Origin of the sequence: Metapseudomonas otitidis (assembly GCF_011397855.1) — a bacterium.
Lineage (GTDB): Bacteria > Pseudomonadota > Gammaproteobacteria > Pseudomonadales > Pseudomonadaceae > Metapseudomonas > Metapseudomonas otitidis.
The window spans coordinates 1,807,343-1,823,647 of sequence record NZ_AP022642.1 but is presented as its reverse complement, the minus strand read 5'-3'; the positions used below and the strand labels follow the sequence as shown (position 1 = coordinate 1,823,647).

Genomic DNA, 16,305 nt, shown 5'->3' with positions numbered 1-16,305 from the left:
GCTAGCCCAGCAACTGGCTCAGCACCGCCCGCAGCTTGCCCGGCTTCACCGGCTTGTTGAGCATCGGCGCACCCAGCCCCTGCAGTTCGCGGCGGCACTCGTCGCTGCGGTCGGCCGTGATCATCACCGCCGGGATGGGCCGCTCGAACTGCTCCCGCAGGGCCCGCACCACCTCGCAGCCGGTCACCCCGTGGTCCAGGTGGAAGTCCGCCAGGATCGCCTCGGGCGCCTGCCCCTGCAGCACCGCCCGTGCGGCGTCCAGGTCAGGCGCTACCAGCACCTCGCAGCCCCACTGCCCGAGCAGCGCCGCCATGCTGTGGAGGATGCTCACCTCGTTGTCCACCACCAGCAGGCGTCGTCCCGGCAGCGGGTCGCCGGCCAGCGGGCGCGCCACTGCGCTATCATGGGCCGGCACCTCCGGCAGCGGCGCCAGCGGCACGCGGATGGCGAAGACAGAGCCCCGCCCCGGCTTGGAGCGCACCTCCACCGGGCAACCGAGGATGCCGGCGATGCGGTCGACGATGGCCAGGCCCAGGCCAACGCCCTTGCGCTCGGCCGCCCGGCCCCGGTCCAGCTGGTTGAACTCCAGGAAGATCGCCCGCAGCTGGTCCGCCGGAATGCCCCGGCCGCTGTCCCACACCTCCAGGCGCACGGTATCGCCCTGCCGGCGGCACCCCAGCAGCACACGGCCACGCTCGGTGTAGCGGCAGGCATTGCTGAGGAAGTTGCGCAGGATGCGCGTCAGCAGACGGAAGTCGGTGCGCACCGCCAGGTGCCGGGGAATGCGCGCGCGCAACTGCAGCCCGGCGGACTGCGCCACCCCCTCGAACTCCGACACCAGCGGCGCCAGCAGGTCCTGCACGCGGTAGGCCTCCACGTCCGGGCGGATGGCGCTCTGGTCCAGCTTGGAAATCTCCAGCAGGTCGGTGAGCAGGTCCTCCGCCCCTTCCAGCGCCAGGTGAGTGCGCTCCACCAGTTGCTGCTCGGCGCTCGGCAGGCGGCGCTCGCGCAGGGTCGCCACCAGCAGTCGCGCCGCATTGAGCGGTTGCAGCAGGTCGTGGCTGGCCGCCGCCAGGTACTTGTCCTTGCTCAGGTTCGCCGCCATGGCGGCATCCCGCGCTTCGCGCAGCTGGCCGTTCAGCGCCTCCAGCTCGGCGGTGCGCGCCGCCACCCGCTGCTCCAGTTCATCGTTGAGGTGCTGCAGGCGCTGCTGGGCGAGGATGCGCTCGGTGATGTCGGCGACGAAGCCCTCCACCAGCCCCTCCTCGTCCGGCTTGAGCAACAGGTTCATCAATACGTCCACATGGCTGCCATCGCGCCGCCGCAGGCGCGTCTCGTAGCCGAACAGCCCCGGCTTGCCGCGCAGGCGGGCGCGGATGCGCTCCAGCTCCGCCGCACCGTCGGCGAACAGCAGCGCCGCGAAATCCGCCGGCATCGCCAGCAGCTCGTCGGCCTGGGCGTAGCCCAGCATCCGCGCCAGCGCCGGATTGGCCGCGCGCAGCCCGTCCTGCAGGCTGGCCTGGAAGATGCCGTGCACCGCGTGCTCGAACAGCCACTTGTAGCGGTTGCGCTCGGTCTCCAGCTCCTCCAGGCGGCTCAGCAGCTCGGGGTAATGGCTCTTGCGCGCGGAGTGGCTGCCCAGGCCCAGCAGGGCCTGGCGCTGCTCCTCAGAGTGCCTCGGCATACACCACTTCCACGTCCCGCTGGCTGGACTCGCGGGGGTTGGTGAGGATGCACGGGTCCTCCATGGCGTGGCGCGACAGGAAGGGGATGTCCGACACCGACACCCCGTGCAGGCTCAGGGTGTCGGCAAAGCCCACCGAGCGCTTGAAGGCCACCAGGTGTTCCACCAGGCGCTGGCGGGTCTGCGTCTGGTTCAGCCCGCGCACGTCCAGCCCAAGGGTCTCGGCCACCACCCGGAAGCGCTCCGGCGCGGCGTTGTAGTTGAAGGCCACCACGTGCTCCACCAGCGCCGCGTTGCACATGCCGTGGGGCAGGTCGAGGAAGCCGCCCAGGCTGTGGGACATGGCATGCACCGCCCCGAGGATGGCGTTGGAGAACGCCAGCCCCGCCTGCATGCTGCCGAGCATGATCTTCTCGCGGCGGCCGATGTCGTCGGGGTTGGCGATCATCTCCACCAGGTTGCCGCTGATCAGCCGCATCGCCTCCAGGGCATGGGGATCGGTGAGCGGGCCGCTGCCGGTGGAGACGAACGCCTCGATGGCGTGCACCAACGCATCGATGCCGGTACAGGCCGAGAGGAACGGGTCCATGCTCAGGGTGGTTTCCGGGTCGATCAGCGACACATCGGGCACCACCGCCTTGCTGACGATGGAGAACTTCATCCGCTCGGTCTGGTTGGAAATGATCACGAACTGCGAGACGTCCGCCGAGGTGCCGGCGGTGGTGGGGATCAGGATCAGCGGCGGGCTGGGCACGCGGATGGTGTCCACCCCCTCGAACTCCAGGATGCTGCGCCCGTGGGCCACCACGATGCCGATACCCTTGGCGCAATCCATCGGGCTGCCGCCGCCGACGGCGACGATCACGTTGCAGCCCTCGGCGCGGTAGACGTCCGCGCCCTGGTGCACCTCCTCCACCCGGGGGTTCGGTGACACCTGGGTGAACAGCCGGTAGTCGATGCCCTGGGCCGCCAGGCTGGCCTCTACATCAGCCACCCAGCCGGCCGCGACCACGCCGGGGTCGGACACCACCAGCACCTTGCGCGCGCCGAAGGTGCTGGCGTAGTTGCCGACGTTATGCCGGCAGCCGGCACCGAAGATGATTTCCGGGGAGACGAATTTACGCAGTTGGCTGATGTCGTGGCGCATGAAACCGCCTGATTCTTGTTGTTATGGAATGGGCTAGCAGACTACTGCAAAAGATAACGTTTTCAATCCGACCATCGGGTGTTGTCCGACAGAAAAAGCCGACCACCACGCTTGTGTTTCGCCAACCAACCTGCAGGCGACTCCGCGACATTCCGCCACACCCACCCCGCTGCCCGTTTTACAGGCTCGCACGACACCTTGCTGCGGCAGGTCGTCGCAGTTGTTGAAGCCCGGCCCGCTGCCTAAGGTGCGCCTCACTTCAGGCCGGAAGATCGCTGAAAAATGGGTTTCCACGGTTAGGCCTGAAGCCCTTTGGATCGGTTTGATCATGGATGGCCCTTCCCCGCAAAGGGCCTCTCTTTCAGCCACCGGCGCCGTACTCGCCCGGGTTCCGATCCCGCCCCGGCGGCCATGCCGCCCTCCCCTCGCCCATCGGTATCGACGAGGTCAACGTGCCCGACACAGGCGCCACCCGCAGCGGGTGGACATTGAACATTCCACTGCTCCTGCTCTGCGCCTGCCTGCACGGCTGCGATAGCTCGCCCCAGGCCCGCCTGGAGCCTGGCGAGAGCCACCCGGGCGGGGCCACCACCACCGCCCAGCAGGATGCCAACGCCTTCTCCATGCCCAGCAACAACCTGCGCCCGATCCGGCGCATGGACTTCTTCGTCGGCAATGCCTTCTTCCGCTCCGGCTGGAAACCTGCAGGCAACGGCGCACAGGGCAAGAGCGGCCTCGGGCCGCTGTTCAACACCGACGCCTGCCAGAGCTGCCACATCAAGGACGGCCGTGGCCACCCGCCCCACGAGCAGAGCCTGGCGCCGGCGCTCTCCGCCCTGGTGCGGCTGTCGATCCCGGCAAGCGAGGAGGATGCCGCGAGCCTGGTGCGCAACGGCGTGATCGCCGAGCCGGTCTATGGCGGTCAGCTGCAGGACAACGCCCTCGAAGGCCACCGCCCCGAAGGCCGTGTGTGGCTGGAGTACACCCGCAGCAGCGTGACCCTGGCCGACGGCACCGACGTGCACCTGCGCCAACCGAAGATCGAGATCCGCGACCTCGGCTACGGCCCGCTCCACCCCGACACCCTGATGTCATTGCATGTCGCCCCGCCGATGATCGGCCTCGGCCTGCTGGAGGCCATTCCCGACGCAGAGCTCGAAGCCAACGCGCGCGACCAGGCGAGCCACGGCCAGGTGAGCGGCCGCCTCAACCGGGTCTGGGACGAAGCCAGTGCCCGTACGGTCATCGGCCGCTTCGGCTGGAAGGCCGGGCAACCCAGCCTGCGCCAGCAGAACGCCGCCGCCTTCGCCGGCGACATGGGCCTGAGCAGCAGCGTGTTCGCCCATGACGACTGCACCGGCGCGCAGTCCGCCTGCCGGGAAGCGCCCCAGGGCAGCCAGCCCGAGGTCAGCGAATCGGTCCTCGACAGCGTGCTGTTCTATACCCGCCACCTCGCCGTGCCCATGCGTCGCGAGGCGGGCAGTCCAGACGTCCTGCGCGGCAAGGCCGTGTTCAGCGAGCTGGGGTGCGCCGCCTGCCACCGCCCCTCCTACACCACCGGCGAGGCCGCCGAAGCGGAGCTCGCCCAGCAGCACATCTACCCCTACACCGACCTGCTGCTGCACGACATGGGGCCAGGCCTGGCCGACGGTCGCCCCGAGTTCCTCGCAAGCGGCAGCGAATGGCGGACACCGCCGCTGTGGGGCATCGGCCTCACCGCCACCGTCAGCGGGCACACCCAGTACCTGCACGACGGCCGCGCCGAAAGCCTGCTGGAAGCCATCCTCTGGCACGGCGGCGAAGCCCAGGGCTCGCGCGACAGGGTCGTGGCCCTGGCCACCGACGACCGCCAGGCCCTGCTGCGCTTTCTCGAATCGCTCTGAACCCGTCCAGCGAACAGCACCGCACAACAAAAACCCAACAAGGAATCGCGGATGAACAGCCCCCTACTGCGTCACGCCATGACCCTGGCCCTCACCGGCATGAGCGGCCTCACCCAAGCCGCTGCCCTGGAGCTGGACACCACCCAGGTGGTGGACTCGCCGGTGATCGACCAGAACGAAACCGACCGCTTCGGCAGCCTCGCCACCGTGGTCGGCCAGGAGCAGATCCGCGACCTGAATGCCCTCGACCTGTCCTCCGCCCTGCGTCGAACCCCAGGCGTCACCGTCTCGCGCTTCAACCCGGTAGGCGCCTTCGGGGGCGCCGAAGGGGGTGCGGTCTACATCCGCGGCATGGGCGCCAGCCGCCCGGGCAGCGAAATCAAGACCTACATCGACGGCGTGCCGTTCTACATGCCGGTCTGGAACCACCCGCTCCTCGACCTGCTGCCCATCCATGGCATGCAAAGCGTCACCGTCTACAAAGGGCCGCAACCACAGCGCTTCGGCAACACCTTCGCCGCCATCGACCTGGCCCCGCGCCTGGCCGGACCGGGTGACAACCATCACGGCGAACTGCAATTGACCGGCGGCAGCTTCCGCACCGTCACCGAACAGGCCGCCCTCAGCGGGCGTAGCGGCGACTGGGACTACACACTGGCCCAAGGCAGTGCCCACTCCGACGGCGACCGTGCCGATGGCGACGGCCGGCTCAACAACGGCCTCGGCCAACTGGGCTACCGCCTGAATGAAAACTGGTCGACCCGCTTGCTGCTGCTACACGCCGACAACGAAGCCTCCGATCCCGGCCAGTTGCACAAGCCGGAAACCCGCAACGGACGCTTCCGCACCCGAGGAACCCTCGCCGCCCTGACCCTCGCGCATGACTACGAGCAGGCCCAGGGCAGCCTCAAGCTGTACCGCAACGAAGGTCGCGGCAGCGCCCTGGAGCAGACCGGACTGGACGGCGACACCATCACCGACTTCGTCCTCCAGGGGCTGCGCTGGGAAGAAACCCTGCAACCCTGGTCCCAGGGCGAGCTGGCGCTGGGCCTGGACATCGACGAAACCCGGGGCGACGTCACCTTCCGCCGCGTCGCACCCGCCCCGCAGGACCAGTTCGACACCCCGACCTTGCGCCTGGTCTCCCCGCATATCGCAATCAGCCAGGCCATCGACCTGGGGCCGGACTGGACCCTCACCCCCTCCGCCGGCATCCGCACCTACGACCACAACGTCTACGCCAGCGAGCAGGCGCCCCATGCCGGGGTGGTGCTCTCCACCCGCAACCTGGAGCTGCGAGCCAACGTCTCCCGAGGGGTGAATTACCCCGGGCTGGAAACCTCGGTGCTCTCCCACCTGATCCCCGCCCTCGGCCAGACCTGGCGCGAGCTGGACCCCGAGCGCCTGGACCACCGCGAACTGGGCGTGAAATTCAACCCCACCGACAGCGCCACCCTCGACCTGGCCGTGTTCCAGGACAAGCTCGAGAACCGCTACCTCTTCGCCTTCCCGCCTGCCGTGTCGCAACCGACCTACATCAACCTCGGCGACTACGAAGTGCGCGGCAGCGAGGCCAGCTGGCAGCAGCGCTGGAACGCCAACTGGAGCAGCTTCCTCGGCCTCACCTGGCTGGACCCGACCCTCAAGACCCTGCCGTATGCCCCCGAGCGCTCCGTCTCCCTGGGAGTCACCTACGCACAGGGCCCCTGGCGCGTCAGCACCGATGCCCAGTACCAGAGCCGGATGTACGTCCTGCAGGAAGAGCGGGTCAACGGCGCCAGCAACACCGAGCAGGTGGACGCCTTCACCGTGGTCAACCTGCGGGTCGGCCATGCCGTGCCGGCCCTCGGCGAAGTGGGCGAGGTCTTCCTCGCCGTGGAAAACCTGTTCGACCGCGACTACGCCTACCGCACCGGCTACCCCATGCCCGGCACCTCGGCCCAGGTCGGCGTGAAGATGGGTTTCTGAAGCCCCATGAAAGGAGACGCCCCATGACCACCCTGCGAACGCTGGCCCTTCTGGGCCTGTTGAGCCTGGGCAGCCCGCTTGCCCTGGCCGACGAGACCCAGCAGATCGAGCACCTGATGAAACACACCTGGGAAAAGCCCGGCGCGCCGCTGGATGTCGGGCCGGTCAGCACGGTCGAGGATTACGCCATCGCCGGCTGGACCCAGGGCGAGCGTGGCGGCCGGGCACTGCTGCAGCGCACTGCCGAGGGCTGGCGCGTGGTGCTCTGTGCCGGCGACAGCCTGCTGGACAGCGCCACCCTGCGCGATGCTGGCGTACCCGAAGCCCGGATCGGCACGCTGCAAGGCAAGGCCCGCGAGGCAGAAGCCCGGCAACCGGCCGCCCGCATCCGCCAGTTCGCCCTGTTCCAGGGGCAGGTGCGGGTGGACGCCGGGCACGCTCACGGCACGCACTGAGGCCTCACAACCAACGCTGATAGAACCCGTACTCCGCCTCCAGCGCATGGGCCAGGCTGGCGGCCTGGCGGAAGCCGTGGCCTTCCTCCGGGTAGAGGTGCACCTGGGCCTCGCGACCGAGGCGCTGCAGGGCATCGGCCATGGCCCGGGTCTGCTCCGGCACCACCACCACGTCGCGGCCGCCCTGGAAGAACAGCACCGGCGCGCGGATCGCCTCCGGGTGCAGGGCCGGGCTGCGGGCGTGGTAGCGGGCGGCATCGCGCACGGGGTCGCCGATCAGCCAGTCGAGGTAATCGGCCTCGAACTTGTGGGTCACCCGGCGCAGCGCCAGGGGCTCACTGACGCCGTAAAGGCTGGTGCCGGCGCGGAACGGCGTGTCCCCGGCCAGGGCCAGCAGGGTGGTGAAGCCGCCGGCGCTGGCGCCACGGATGAACGCCTGCGCCGGGTCGATGCACCCGAGCCCGGCCAGGTGGGCGACCACCGCCCGCGCATCCGCCACGTCCACCTCCCCCCAACGCCCCTGCAGCCCCTGACGGTAGGCACGGCCGTAGCCGCTGCTGCCCCGGTAGTTGAGGTCGAACACGGCGAAACCGCGCTGGGTCCAGAACAGGATGCGCGGGTCGAACTGCGGGTAGCAGGCCGAGGTCGGCCCGCCATGGACGAACACCAGCAGCGGCGGCCGCTCGCCCGCCGGGCCCTCGCAGGCCGGGTTGCACGGCGGGTAGAAGAAGCCGTGGGCCGGCTCGCCGTCGCTGGCGAAGGTGATGGCCTCGGGCCTGGGCACGGCCTCGGCCGGCAAGGGCCGCTCACCCCCGGCCAGCACCTGCACCTCGCCCCCGATTCGGTCCACCGCCAGCACCGCCGGTGACCGGTCCGGTGCATGGGCGATGCAGTAGAAGGCCCGCGCATCCGCCGCCAGGGCACGGAAGCGGGTCCACTCCGGGGCCAGCCGCCGCTCGGCGTGGCCCTGCTGCTCCACCAGGTGGCCGAAGCCGCCTTCGAAGCGGCTCAGCAGCAGGTGGCCGGGCGCCAGCGACAGCCAGGTGCACAGCCCCAGCTGCCAGGGTGCCGGCGCGTGGTCCAGCCGCGCGCAGCCCGGCAGCGGCAGCCAGCCATCGGCCGTCTCGCCCCAGGGGCGCCAGGCCCCGTCGCGGTCGCTGAGGCAGAGCAGGCGCCGCCGGGCGTCGAAGCGCGGTTGCTGCAGGGATTCGCCACCGCCCTCCCCCGCCACCACGCGCGGCGCCGACCAGGCACCCGTGGCTTCGCGCCAGGCGCAGCACAGGCGGGTGCTGGTCCAGGGTTGGGCGGGCCGGTCCCACTCGATCCAGGCCAGGCGCAGGCCGTCCTCGGAGAGGGTCGGCGCGGCGTAGAAGTCGGCCCCCTCGGCCACCACCCGGCGCTGGCCGTCACCCAGGTCGAGGCTGACCAGGCGATTGCACACTGGCCCATCACCGTGCTGCTCCTCCACCGCCAGCACCGCCCGGCCCTGGCGGTCGAAGGCCAGGTCACCCAGGCGGCTGCCCGACGCGCCGGCAAGGCACAGCGGGTCGCCGTCGAGGGGCTGCAGCCAGAGCTGCTGGTCGGCCTCGTCGACGAAGGCCACGGCGCCGTCCAGCACACAAAAGGCGCCCCCGCCGTACTCGTGCACGCGGCTGCGCACCGACTGCCCCGGCGGGGTCAGGCAGCGGGGCGCGCCGACCTGCCACACCCACAGGGTGGTGCGCGCATCGCGCGGGTCGAAACGGCTCCACAACAGCCCCTCGGGCGCGACGCGCAACTCGCCGAAGTCACAGCTGGCGGTGGCCGCATCGATCGCGCTGAAGGTGCTCGGCCAGGTCCCGAAAGGCAGGGCAGTTGACGGCATGACGGCCTCCGTTCAGGGCCTCGGCAAGGGTCACGCCTTGGCGATCAGCCGGGCGTTGGCCGGGTTGCGGAACACCAGCTCGTCCAGCCCGCCGGGCGCCTCCTCGGCCTGGCGGCGGGCATCGAGGATGAGGCCGTGGTGCTTCGATTTGCTGCACACCGGGTCGGCGTTGCTGGCATCCCCGGTGAGCATGAAGGCCTGGCAACGGCAGCCGCCGAAGTCGCGGTCCTTCTCGTCGCAGGAACGGCAAGGTTCGGGCATCCAGGCATCACCGCGAAAGCGGTTGAAGCCGAAGGACTCCTGCCAGATGTGGCGGATGCTGTGTTCACGCACGTTGGGGAACTGCACCGGCAGTTGCCGGGCGCTGTGGCAGGGCAGCGCGGTGCCGTCGGGGGTGATGTCGAGGAACAGGTTGCCCCAGCCGTTCATGCAGGCCTTGGGGCGCTCCTCGTAGTAGTCCGGGGTGACGAAGATCAGCTTGCAGGGGTGGTTCTCGGCCGCCAGCTTTTCCCGGTAGGCCTGGGTGACTGCCTCGGCACGGGCCAGTTGCTCGCGGGTCGGCAGCAGGCCAGCGCGGTTCAGCTCGGCCCAGCCGTAGAACTGGCAGGTGGCGAGTTCGACGTAGTCCGCCTCCAGCGCCAGGCACAGCTCGATGATGCGTTCGATGTGGTCGATGTTATGCCGGTGGGTGACGAAGTTGAGCACCATCGGGTAGCCCGCCGCCTTCACCGCCCGGGCCATGGCCAGCTTCTGGGCGAAGGCCTTGCGCGAGCCGGCCAGCAGGTTGTTCACCGCCTCGTCGGCGGCCTGGAAGCTGACCTGGATATGGTCCAGCCCCGCCTCGGCGAATTCGGCGATGCGCGCCTCGGTGAGGCCGATGCCGGAGGTGATGAGGTTGGTGTAGTAGCCCAAGCCACGCGCCGCGCGGATCAGCTCGGCCAGGTCCTGGCGCACCAGCGGCTCGCCGCCGGAAAACCCCAGCTGCGCCGCGCCCAGCTCACGGGCCTGGCGGAACACCTCGATCCACTCGGCGGTGCTCAGTTCCTCGCCCTGGCGGTCGAAGTCCAGGGGGTTGGAGCAATAGGGGCATTGCAGCGGGCAGCGGTACGTCAGCTCCGCGAGCAGCCACAGGGGCGGTCCGGGCGGGCTGGCAGCGCCGAGCGATTCAACGCAGCTCGATCCAGAACTGAGCACTGGCCACCTCCATGAAGGCGAGGATGTCCTCGTCCAGCCCCGGCACGCCGGGGAAGCGCTCGGCGAGCTGGTCGATGATGGTGGCGACGCTGCGCTGGCCGTCCACCCGTTCGAGGATCAGCCCGGCGCTCTCGTTGAGCTTCACCATGCCTTCCGGGTAGAGCAGCACGTGGCAGCCCTGGGCCGGCTCGAACTGGAAGCGGAAGCCCCGGCGCAGGGCCGGTACGCGGATGCGCAGGTCCTCGCTCATAGCCCCAGCCCCCGGTGCCAGACCCGCTCGCGGGTCACCGTGTGGTAGGGCGGGCGCTCCAGCTCGTAGGCCATGCTCATGGCGTCGAGCATGCTCCACAGCACATCGAGCTTGAACTGCAGGATCTCCAGCATCCGCGCCTGCTGCTCCGCCGTGCGGTAGTGCGCGAGGGTGATGCGCAGGCCGTGCTCCACGTCGCGCCGGGCCTGGGACAGGCGCGAGCGGAAGTAGTCGTAGCCGGCCGGGTCGATCCACGGGTAGTGGGTGGGCCAGGCGTCGAGTCGCGACTGGTGGATCTGCGGCGCGAAGAGCTCGGTCAGCGAGCTGCTCGCCGCCTCCTGCCAGCTGGCGCGGCGGGCGAAGTTGACGTAGGCGTCCACCGCGAAACGCACCCCCGGCAGCACCAGCTCCTGTGACAGGACCTGCTCGCGCTCCAGCCCCACCGCCTCGGCCAGGCGCAGCCAGGCCTCGATGCCGCCGGCCTCGCCCGGTGCGCCGTCGTGGTCCTGGATGCGCTGGATCCACTCGCGGCGGGTGTCGCGGTCCGGGCAGTTGGCGAGGATCGCCGCATCCTTCAGCGGGATGCACACCTGGTAGTAGAAGCGGTTGGCCACCCAGCCCTGGATCTGCTCGCGGCTGGCGCGGCCCTCGTACATGGCGACGTGGAACGGGTGGTGGATGTGGTAGCAGGCGCCCTTGGCGCGCAGGGCCTGCTCGAATGCCGCCGGGGTCATGGCGTGCTGGCTCATGGGCAAGACTCCTATAACCGGATGTCCATTCCGTCCCGCGCCACCTCGATGCCATGGCGGGCCAGTTCGGCCCGCTCGGCGGAGCCGGCGTCGAGGATGGGGTTGGTGTTGTTGATGTGGATGAGCACCTTGCGCGGGCCGGGGATGCCGTCCAGCACCTCGATCATGCCGCCCGGCCCGCTCTGGGGCAGGTGGCCCATCTCGCTGCCGAGCTTGTCGCCCACCTCGCACAGGCGCATCTCGTCATCACGCCAGAGCGTGCCGTCCACCAGCAGGCAATCGGCGCGGCGCATCCAGCCCAGCAGGGCCTCGTCCACCTGCCCCAGGCCCGGCGCGTAGAACAGCGAGCCGCCGCTGCGCAGGTCCTCGATGAACAGGCCGATGTTGTCCCCCGGGTGCGGGTTGCCCCGGTGCGGCGAATAGGGCGGCGCGCTGCTGCGCAGGGGGATGGCGGTGAAGCGCAGCCCCGGGCACGCGGGGATGACGAAGGGTTCGCCGTCCAGCGCAATGGGGTTCCAGGCCAGGCCGCCGTTCCAGTGCCGGAGCATCTCGAACAGCGGGAAGCCCCGGGTCAGGTCCTGGTGGACCATCTCGGTGCACCAGACCGCGTGCGGGCAGCCCTCGCGCAGGCTGAGCAGGCCGGTGACGTGGTCGATCTGGCTGTCCATCAGCAGCACCGCCGCGATGCCGGTATCCCGCAGGCGGCGGGCCGGACGCAGCGGCGCGAAGGACTCGATTTGCGCGCGGATGTCGGGCGAGGTGTTGCACAGCACCCAGTTCACCCCGTCGTCACTCAGGGCGATGGACGACTGGGTGCGCGCCTCGGCGTCGAGGGTGCCGGCGCGCAGGCCGGCGCAGTTGCGGCAGTGGCAGTTCCACTGCGGGAATCCGCCGCCAGCGGCGGACCCGAGAATGCGGATATGCATGGGAGAACCCCCCAGGACGCCCCGGCGGACCGGGGCGCTTCGGATCAGCGGTTGGCGAAGTACAGCGTCACTTCGAAGCCAATGCGCAGGTCGGTAAAGGCGGGTTTGGTCCACATGGGTCGATCCTCTTCTTATTGGGGGCCGGAGCATTCCGGCGCCTCGAGTTAAACACCGGCCCGGAGGGCTCCGAATGCTACTTTCGACGGAGTTCCGGTCCTGATTTGGTAGGGGTCGGCGAGCCCCTGCGCACCGGCCGATCGGGTCACCGAACCCGCCACGGCAAGGCCCCGCGTGCCCTACCCGGGATTGGAGGGCCCGAGCCCGCCCCGGGTTCGAAGAAAACGGCGACCGGTGCCCAGCCCTCTCTCACCAGGCCCGCCACGCAGCTCGCCAAGCCCCGATAGATGAGGCCTTGCCCCACCCCAGCCGCCGACCACGGGGCCCCGACCTACTACTTTGGTACTGCTTCAATCCGTAGAACGTAGGATTTGCAAGGCTCCCGCCCTGGCATGTAATGGGCCGACAAGAACAATGAGAACCTCGCCATGCGCCTCATCAAGAAGGCCCTGCTGCTCTGCCTGCTGTCCGTCCCTGCCTGGGCGGCGGACACCACCGCCCCGCTGTTCTCCCCGGACGGCTACCGCATCACCCAATACCGCAGCCCCACCCCGGCCCGGCACGAGCAGGCCCGCACCCTCGACACCGAGGGCCTGCGCCAGTTGCTGGCCCACGAGCCGCGTACCCGCCTGCTGGACGTCTACCGGCGCACCTGGCTGAACGATCGCTTCATCCCCGACGAGGTCCACGCCAACCTGCCCGGCAGCCTGTGGCTGGCCAACACCGGCGACGGCGCCCTGGCCCCGGACTGGCAGGCCTACTTCAGCCGCAACCTCGAACGCATCAGCCAGGGCGACAAGGACTGGCCCCTGGTGTTCTACTGCCGCTCCGATTGCTGGCTGGGCTGGAACGCCGCCCGCCGCGCCCACGCACTGGGCTACCGCAACCTCTACTGGTACCGTGACGGCATCGACGCCTGGCAGCAGGCCGGCCTGCCGCTGACACCGGCCGAACCGCAGCCCTTCCCCTGATCGCCGTCCACCCACAACCACAACAATGAGGTGACCTGGCCATGTACAAGATCCTGATCGCCGACGATCACCCCCTGTTCCGCGAAGCCATCCACAACGTCATCAGCGACGGCTTCCCCGACAGCGAAGTCATGGAGACCGCCGACCTGGACAGCGCCCTCGGCCTGACCCAGGAGCACGACGACCTCGACCTCATCCTGCTCGACCTGAACATGCCCGGCATGCACGGCCTCAACGGCCTGATCAACCTGCGCAACGAGGCGCCGACCATCCCGGTGGTGATCGTCTCCGCCGAGCAGGACAAGCAGGTGGTGCTGCAGGCCATCACCTACGGCGCGGTGGGTTTCATCACCAAGTCCTCGCCGCGCGCGCAGATGACCGAGGCCATCGAGCAGATCCTCAACGGCAACGTCTACCTGCCCTCGGACATCATCCGCACCCAGAAGGCCGCGCCGCGCCGGGGCCAGGACGAGCACGCCATCCCGCCGGAGCTGCTGCAGGCGCTGACCCGCAAGCAGCTGCTGGTGCTGGAGCGCATGACCAAGGGCGAATCCAACAAGCAGATCGCCTACAACCTGGACATCGCCGAGACCACGGTGAAGGCCCACGTCTCGGCCATCCTGCGCAAGCTCAACGTGCACAACCGGGTGCAGGCGATCCTCTGCGCCAGCGACATCGACTTCTCGGCCTACCTGCGCCGCTGACCACGGCGCCCACGCCCGGAGGCCCATGCCCGCTCCACGCATCCTGCTGCTCACCGCCCTGGCCATGCTGGCCTTCGCCGGCAACTCCCTGCTCTGTCGCCTGGCCCTCAAGCACACCGCCGTGGACGCGGTGAGCTTCACCGTGCTGCGCCTGGTGGCCGGTGCCCTGGTGCTCGGCCTGCTGCTGCGCCTGCGCCGCCCGCCCCTGGCCCCCAGCGGCAACTGGCGGGCCGCCACCGCGCTGTTCGTCTACGCCGCCGCCTTCTCCTACGCCTACCTGCAACTGGATGCGGGCAGCGGCGCACTGCTGCTGTTCGGCGCGGTGCAGCTGAGCATGGGCGCGGTGGGCCTGCTGCGCGGCGAACGCCTGGGGCCGCTGCAGAGCCTCGGCTTCCTGCTGGCCGGCGGCGGGCTGGTGGTCCTGTTGCTGCCCGGCGCCAGCGCCCCGCCCCTGGGCGGCGCGCTGCTGATGCTGCTGGCAGGCCTGGCCTGGGGCGCCTACACCCTGCTCGGCCGCCAGGCCGGCCCGCCGCTGGCGGCCACGGCGGGCAACTTCATCCGCGCCCTGCCCCTGGCCGGGCTGTTGCTGCTGCCCTTCCTCGGCCAGTTGAGCTGGGACGGCCCGGGCCTGGCCTATGCGCTGCTCTCCGGCGCGCTCACCTCCGGCATCGGCTACGCCATCTGGTACAGCGCCCTCCCCGGTCTGGGCGCCTTGCAGGCCGCCAGCGTGCAGCTGAGCGTCCCGGTCCTGGCCGCCCTCGGTGGCGCCCTGCTGCTGGGGGAGGCCATCAGCCTGCGCCTGGCGCTGGTGTCGGTGGCGGTGCTGGGTGGCATCGCACTGGTGCTGCGGGGGCGGTTCCAGGCGAAGCCGGCAGGGGCCTGAGCCGAACCGCGAGACGCACGCCGACGTCATGCCGGACGATGGGACAGCGACAAGGCCCTCTGCAGAAAGAACCCATTCCATGATCCACCGCGCATTGACGCGACCTTTCATGCCGCTAGAATGCGCGACCATGAATACGTTAACGATCCGCCTCGCGGCCGCCTATTACGCCTACCCGACTCCTGATTCCAGGCGGTAGCCGCGTGCTCATCCGATCCGCCTGAGGCGGCTCGGAATCCCCGGTCTCCTCGGGCCCAACCAAGGAGACACCATGAACACCACCCCCGACCTCCTCGCCCTGCTGCAAGCCCGCGGCTTCGTGCACCAATGCACCGATCTGGAAGGCCTGCGCCAGCACCTCGCCCAGGGCCCGGTCAGCCTCTACCTGGGCTTCGACGCCACTGCCGACAGCCTCCACGTCGGCCACCTGCAGGGCCTGATGCTGATGCGCTGGATGCAGCGCTTCGGCCACCACCCGATCCTGCTGATCGGCGGGGCCACCACGCGCATCGGCGATCCCAGCTTCCGTGACGAGAGCCGGCCGATGCTGAGCGAGGCGCAGATCCAGGCGAACATCGCCGGCATCACCTCCGCCTTTGGCCGCTACGTCGACCTCGACGCCCCCGGCGCGCGGGTGGTGGACAACGCCGAGTGGCTCGACGGCATCGGTTACCTGGCCTTCCTCAACCAGGTGGGGCGGCATTTCTCGGTCAACCGCCTGCTGACCTTCGACGCGGTGCGCCAGCGCCTGGACCGCGAGCACTCGCTGTCCTTCCAGGAGTTCGGCTACACCCTGCTGCAGGCCCACGACTTCACCGAGCTGGCGCGCCGGCATGGCTGCACCCTGCAGCTGGGCGGTGCGGACCAGTGGGCGAACATCATCAACGGCGTGGAGCTGGGGCGCCGCCAGGGCACCGCGCCGCTCTACGGGCTGACCATGCCGCTGCTGACCACCAGCGACGGGCGCAAGATGGGCAAGTCCGCCAATGGCGCGGTGTGGCTCAACGCCGACCGCCTGGCGCCCTATGCCTTCTGGCAGTTCTGGCGCAACTGCGACGACCGCGATGTGGCCCGCTTCCTGGCCCTGTTCACCGAACTGGAGCTGGACGAGATCGCCCGCCTGGCAGCCCTCAAGGGCGCCGAGCTGAACGCCGCCAAGGTGGTGCTGGCCAACCACGCCACCGCCCTCGCCCACGGCGAGGCGGCGGCCCGTGAGGCGGAAGCCACGGCAGCGGCGCTGTTCGGCGGCGGCCAGGGCGACCTGGCGGCGGTGCAGCTGGAGCTGTCGGCCGAGGCGCTGGCGCGGGGCGCGACGCTGATCGACCTGTTGCTGGATGCCGGCCTGCAGCCCTCCCGTGGCGCGGCCCGGCGCCTGGCCGCCGGCGGTGGCGTGCGCCTGGACGGCGTGGAGGTGCGCGACCTCGACGCGCCGCTGCCGGCCGAGGCCCAGGGCTGGACCCTGAGCCTGGGCAAGAAGCGCCACTACGCGATCCGCGTGACCCGGGGCTGA

16 protein-coding genes are annotated in these 16,305 nt (G+C 70.0%); 7 read left to right on the top strand and 9 right to left on the bottom strand.

Annotation, left to right across the window (positions count from 1 at the left end):
• Position 1 precedes the first annotated feature (1 nt).
• From PotMrB4_RS08565 to PotMrB4_RS08555, 3 genes are read right to left on the bottom strand one after another with little or no spacing between them, the layout of a single operon-like run.
• Positions 2-1,684 carry a hybrid sensor histidine kinase/response regulator gene (locus PotMrB4_RS08565; RefSeq protein ID WP_172433013.1) on the bottom strand — a complete coding sequence of 561 codons (1,683 nt, stop codon included), beginning with the start codon at positions 1,682-1,684 and terminating at the stop codon, positions 2-4.
• A complete protein-coding gene (gene ercA / locus PotMrB4_RS08560; protein WP_044405130.1) occupies positions 1,668-2,831 on the bottom strand; it encodes an alcohol dehydrogenase-like regulatory protein ErcA in 1,164 nt (387 codons plus the stop codon). The genes PotMrB4_RS08565 and ercA overlap by 17 nt, the downstream gene beginning before the upstream one ends.
• Before the next feature lie 33 nt (positions 2,832-2,864).
• On the bottom strand, positions 2,865-3,161 hold the full coding sequence (locus PotMrB4_RS08555) for a hypothetical protein (protein ID WP_172433012.1): 297 nt from the start codon (positions 3,159-3,161) through the stop codon (positions 2,865-2,867).
• A gap of 122 nt (positions 3,162-3,283) precedes the next feature.
• Between PotMrB4_RS08555 and PotMrB4_RS08550 the strand changes: the two genes are divergently transcribed.
• Genes PotMrB4_RS08550 through PotMrB4_RS08540 form a run of 3 tightly spaced genes read left to right on the top strand, consistent with a single transcriptional unit; the run spans position 3,284 to position 7,137 of the window.
• On the top strand, positions 3,284-4,714 hold the full coding sequence (locus tag PotMrB4_RS08550) for a di-heme oxidoreductase family protein (protein ID WP_394354027.1): 1,431 nt from the start codon (positions 3,284-3,286) through the stop codon (positions 4,712-4,714).
• Positions 4,715-4,765: 51 nt separating this feature from the next.
• On the top strand, positions 4,766-6,682 hold the full coding sequence (locus PotMrB4_RS08545) for a TonB-dependent receptor plug domain-containing protein (RefSeq protein WP_172433010.1): 1,917 nt from the start codon (positions 4,766-4,768) through the stop codon (positions 6,680-6,682).
• A 23-nt stretch (positions 6,683-6,705) separates the two neighbouring features.
• A complete protein-coding gene (locus PotMrB4_RS08540; protein ID WP_074968569.1) occupies positions 6,706-7,137 on the top strand; it encodes a copper uptake system-associated protein in 432 nt (143 codons plus the stop codon).
• A 4-nt stretch (positions 7,138-7,141) separates the two neighbouring features.
• On the opposite strand, the gene PotMrB4_RS08535 is transcribed toward PotMrB4_RS08540, so the two are convergent.
• Genes PotMrB4_RS08535 through pqqA form a run of 6 tightly spaced genes read right to left on the bottom strand, consistent with a single transcriptional unit; the run spans position 7,142 to position 12,236 of the window.
• Entirely contained in the window at positions 7,142-9,001 is a 1,860-nt protein-coding gene (locus tag PotMrB4_RS08535; protein ID WP_172433009.1) for a S9 family peptidase, read from the bottom strand.
• 30 nt (positions 9,002-9,031) lie between these two features.
• Positions 9,032-10,195: a pyrroloquinoline quinone biosynthesis protein PqqE gene (gene pqqE / locus PotMrB4_RS08530; RefSeq protein ID WP_172433008.1), complete on the bottom strand. Its 1,164-nt coding sequence runs from the start codon at positions 10,193-10,195 to the stop codon at positions 9,032-9,034.
• Positions 10,167-10,445: a pyrroloquinoline quinone biosynthesis peptide chaperone PqqD gene (gene pqqD / locus PotMrB4_RS08525; RefSeq protein WP_074968563.1), complete on the bottom strand. Its 279-nt coding sequence runs from the start codon at positions 10,443-10,445 to the stop codon at positions 10,167-10,169. The genes pqqE and pqqD overlap by 29 nt, the downstream gene beginning before the upstream one ends.
• Positions 10,442-11,194, bottom strand: a complete 753-nt coding sequence (pqqC, locus tag PotMrB4_RS08520; RefSeq protein ID WP_107331906.1) for a pyrroloquinoline-quinone synthase PqqC — start codon at positions 11,192-11,194, stop codon at positions 10,442-10,444. Before pqqC ends, pqqD begins: the two co-directional genes overlap by 4 nt.
• Before the next feature lie 11 nt (positions 11,195-11,205).
• Positions 11,206-12,120, bottom strand: coding sequence for a pyrroloquinoline quinone biosynthesis protein PqqB (gene pqqB, locus PotMrB4_RS08515; RefSeq protein ID WP_172433007.1), 915 nt, complete (start codon positions 12,118-12,120; stop codon positions 11,206-11,208).
• A gap of 44 nt (positions 12,121-12,164) precedes the next feature.
• A complete protein-coding gene (gene pqqA / locus PotMrB4_RS08510; protein ID WP_072432761.1) occupies positions 12,165-12,236 on the bottom strand; it encodes a pyrroloquinoline quinone precursor peptide PqqA in 72 nt (23 codons plus the stop codon).
• Between the two features lie 429 nt (positions 12,237-12,665).
• Between pqqA and PotMrB4_RS08505 the strand changes: the two genes are divergently transcribed.
• From PotMrB4_RS08505 to tyrS, 4 genes are all read left to right on the top strand, one after another.
• Complete coding sequence (locus PotMrB4_RS08505; RefSeq protein ID WP_172433006.1) at positions 12,666-13,208, top strand: PQQ-dependent catabolism-associated CXXCW motif protein; 543 nt, start codon at positions 12,666-12,668, stop codon at positions 13,206-13,208.
• A 41-nt stretch (positions 13,209-13,249) separates the two neighbouring features.
• Entirely contained in the window at positions 13,250-13,912 is a 663-nt protein-coding gene (locus PotMrB4_RS08500) for a response regulator transcription factor (protein WP_044405153.1), read from the top strand.
• 25 nt (positions 13,913-13,937) lie between these two features.
• On the top strand, positions 13,938-14,795 hold the full coding sequence (locus tag PotMrB4_RS08495; protein ID WP_107331666.1) for an EamA family transporter: 858 nt from the start codon (positions 13,938-13,940) through the stop codon (positions 14,793-14,795).
• A gap of 271 nt (positions 14,796-15,066) precedes the next feature.
• Entirely contained in the window at positions 15,067-16,305 is a 1,239-nt protein-coding gene (gene tyrS, locus PotMrB4_RS08490; RefSeq protein WP_172433005.1) for a tyrosine--tRNA ligase, read from the top strand.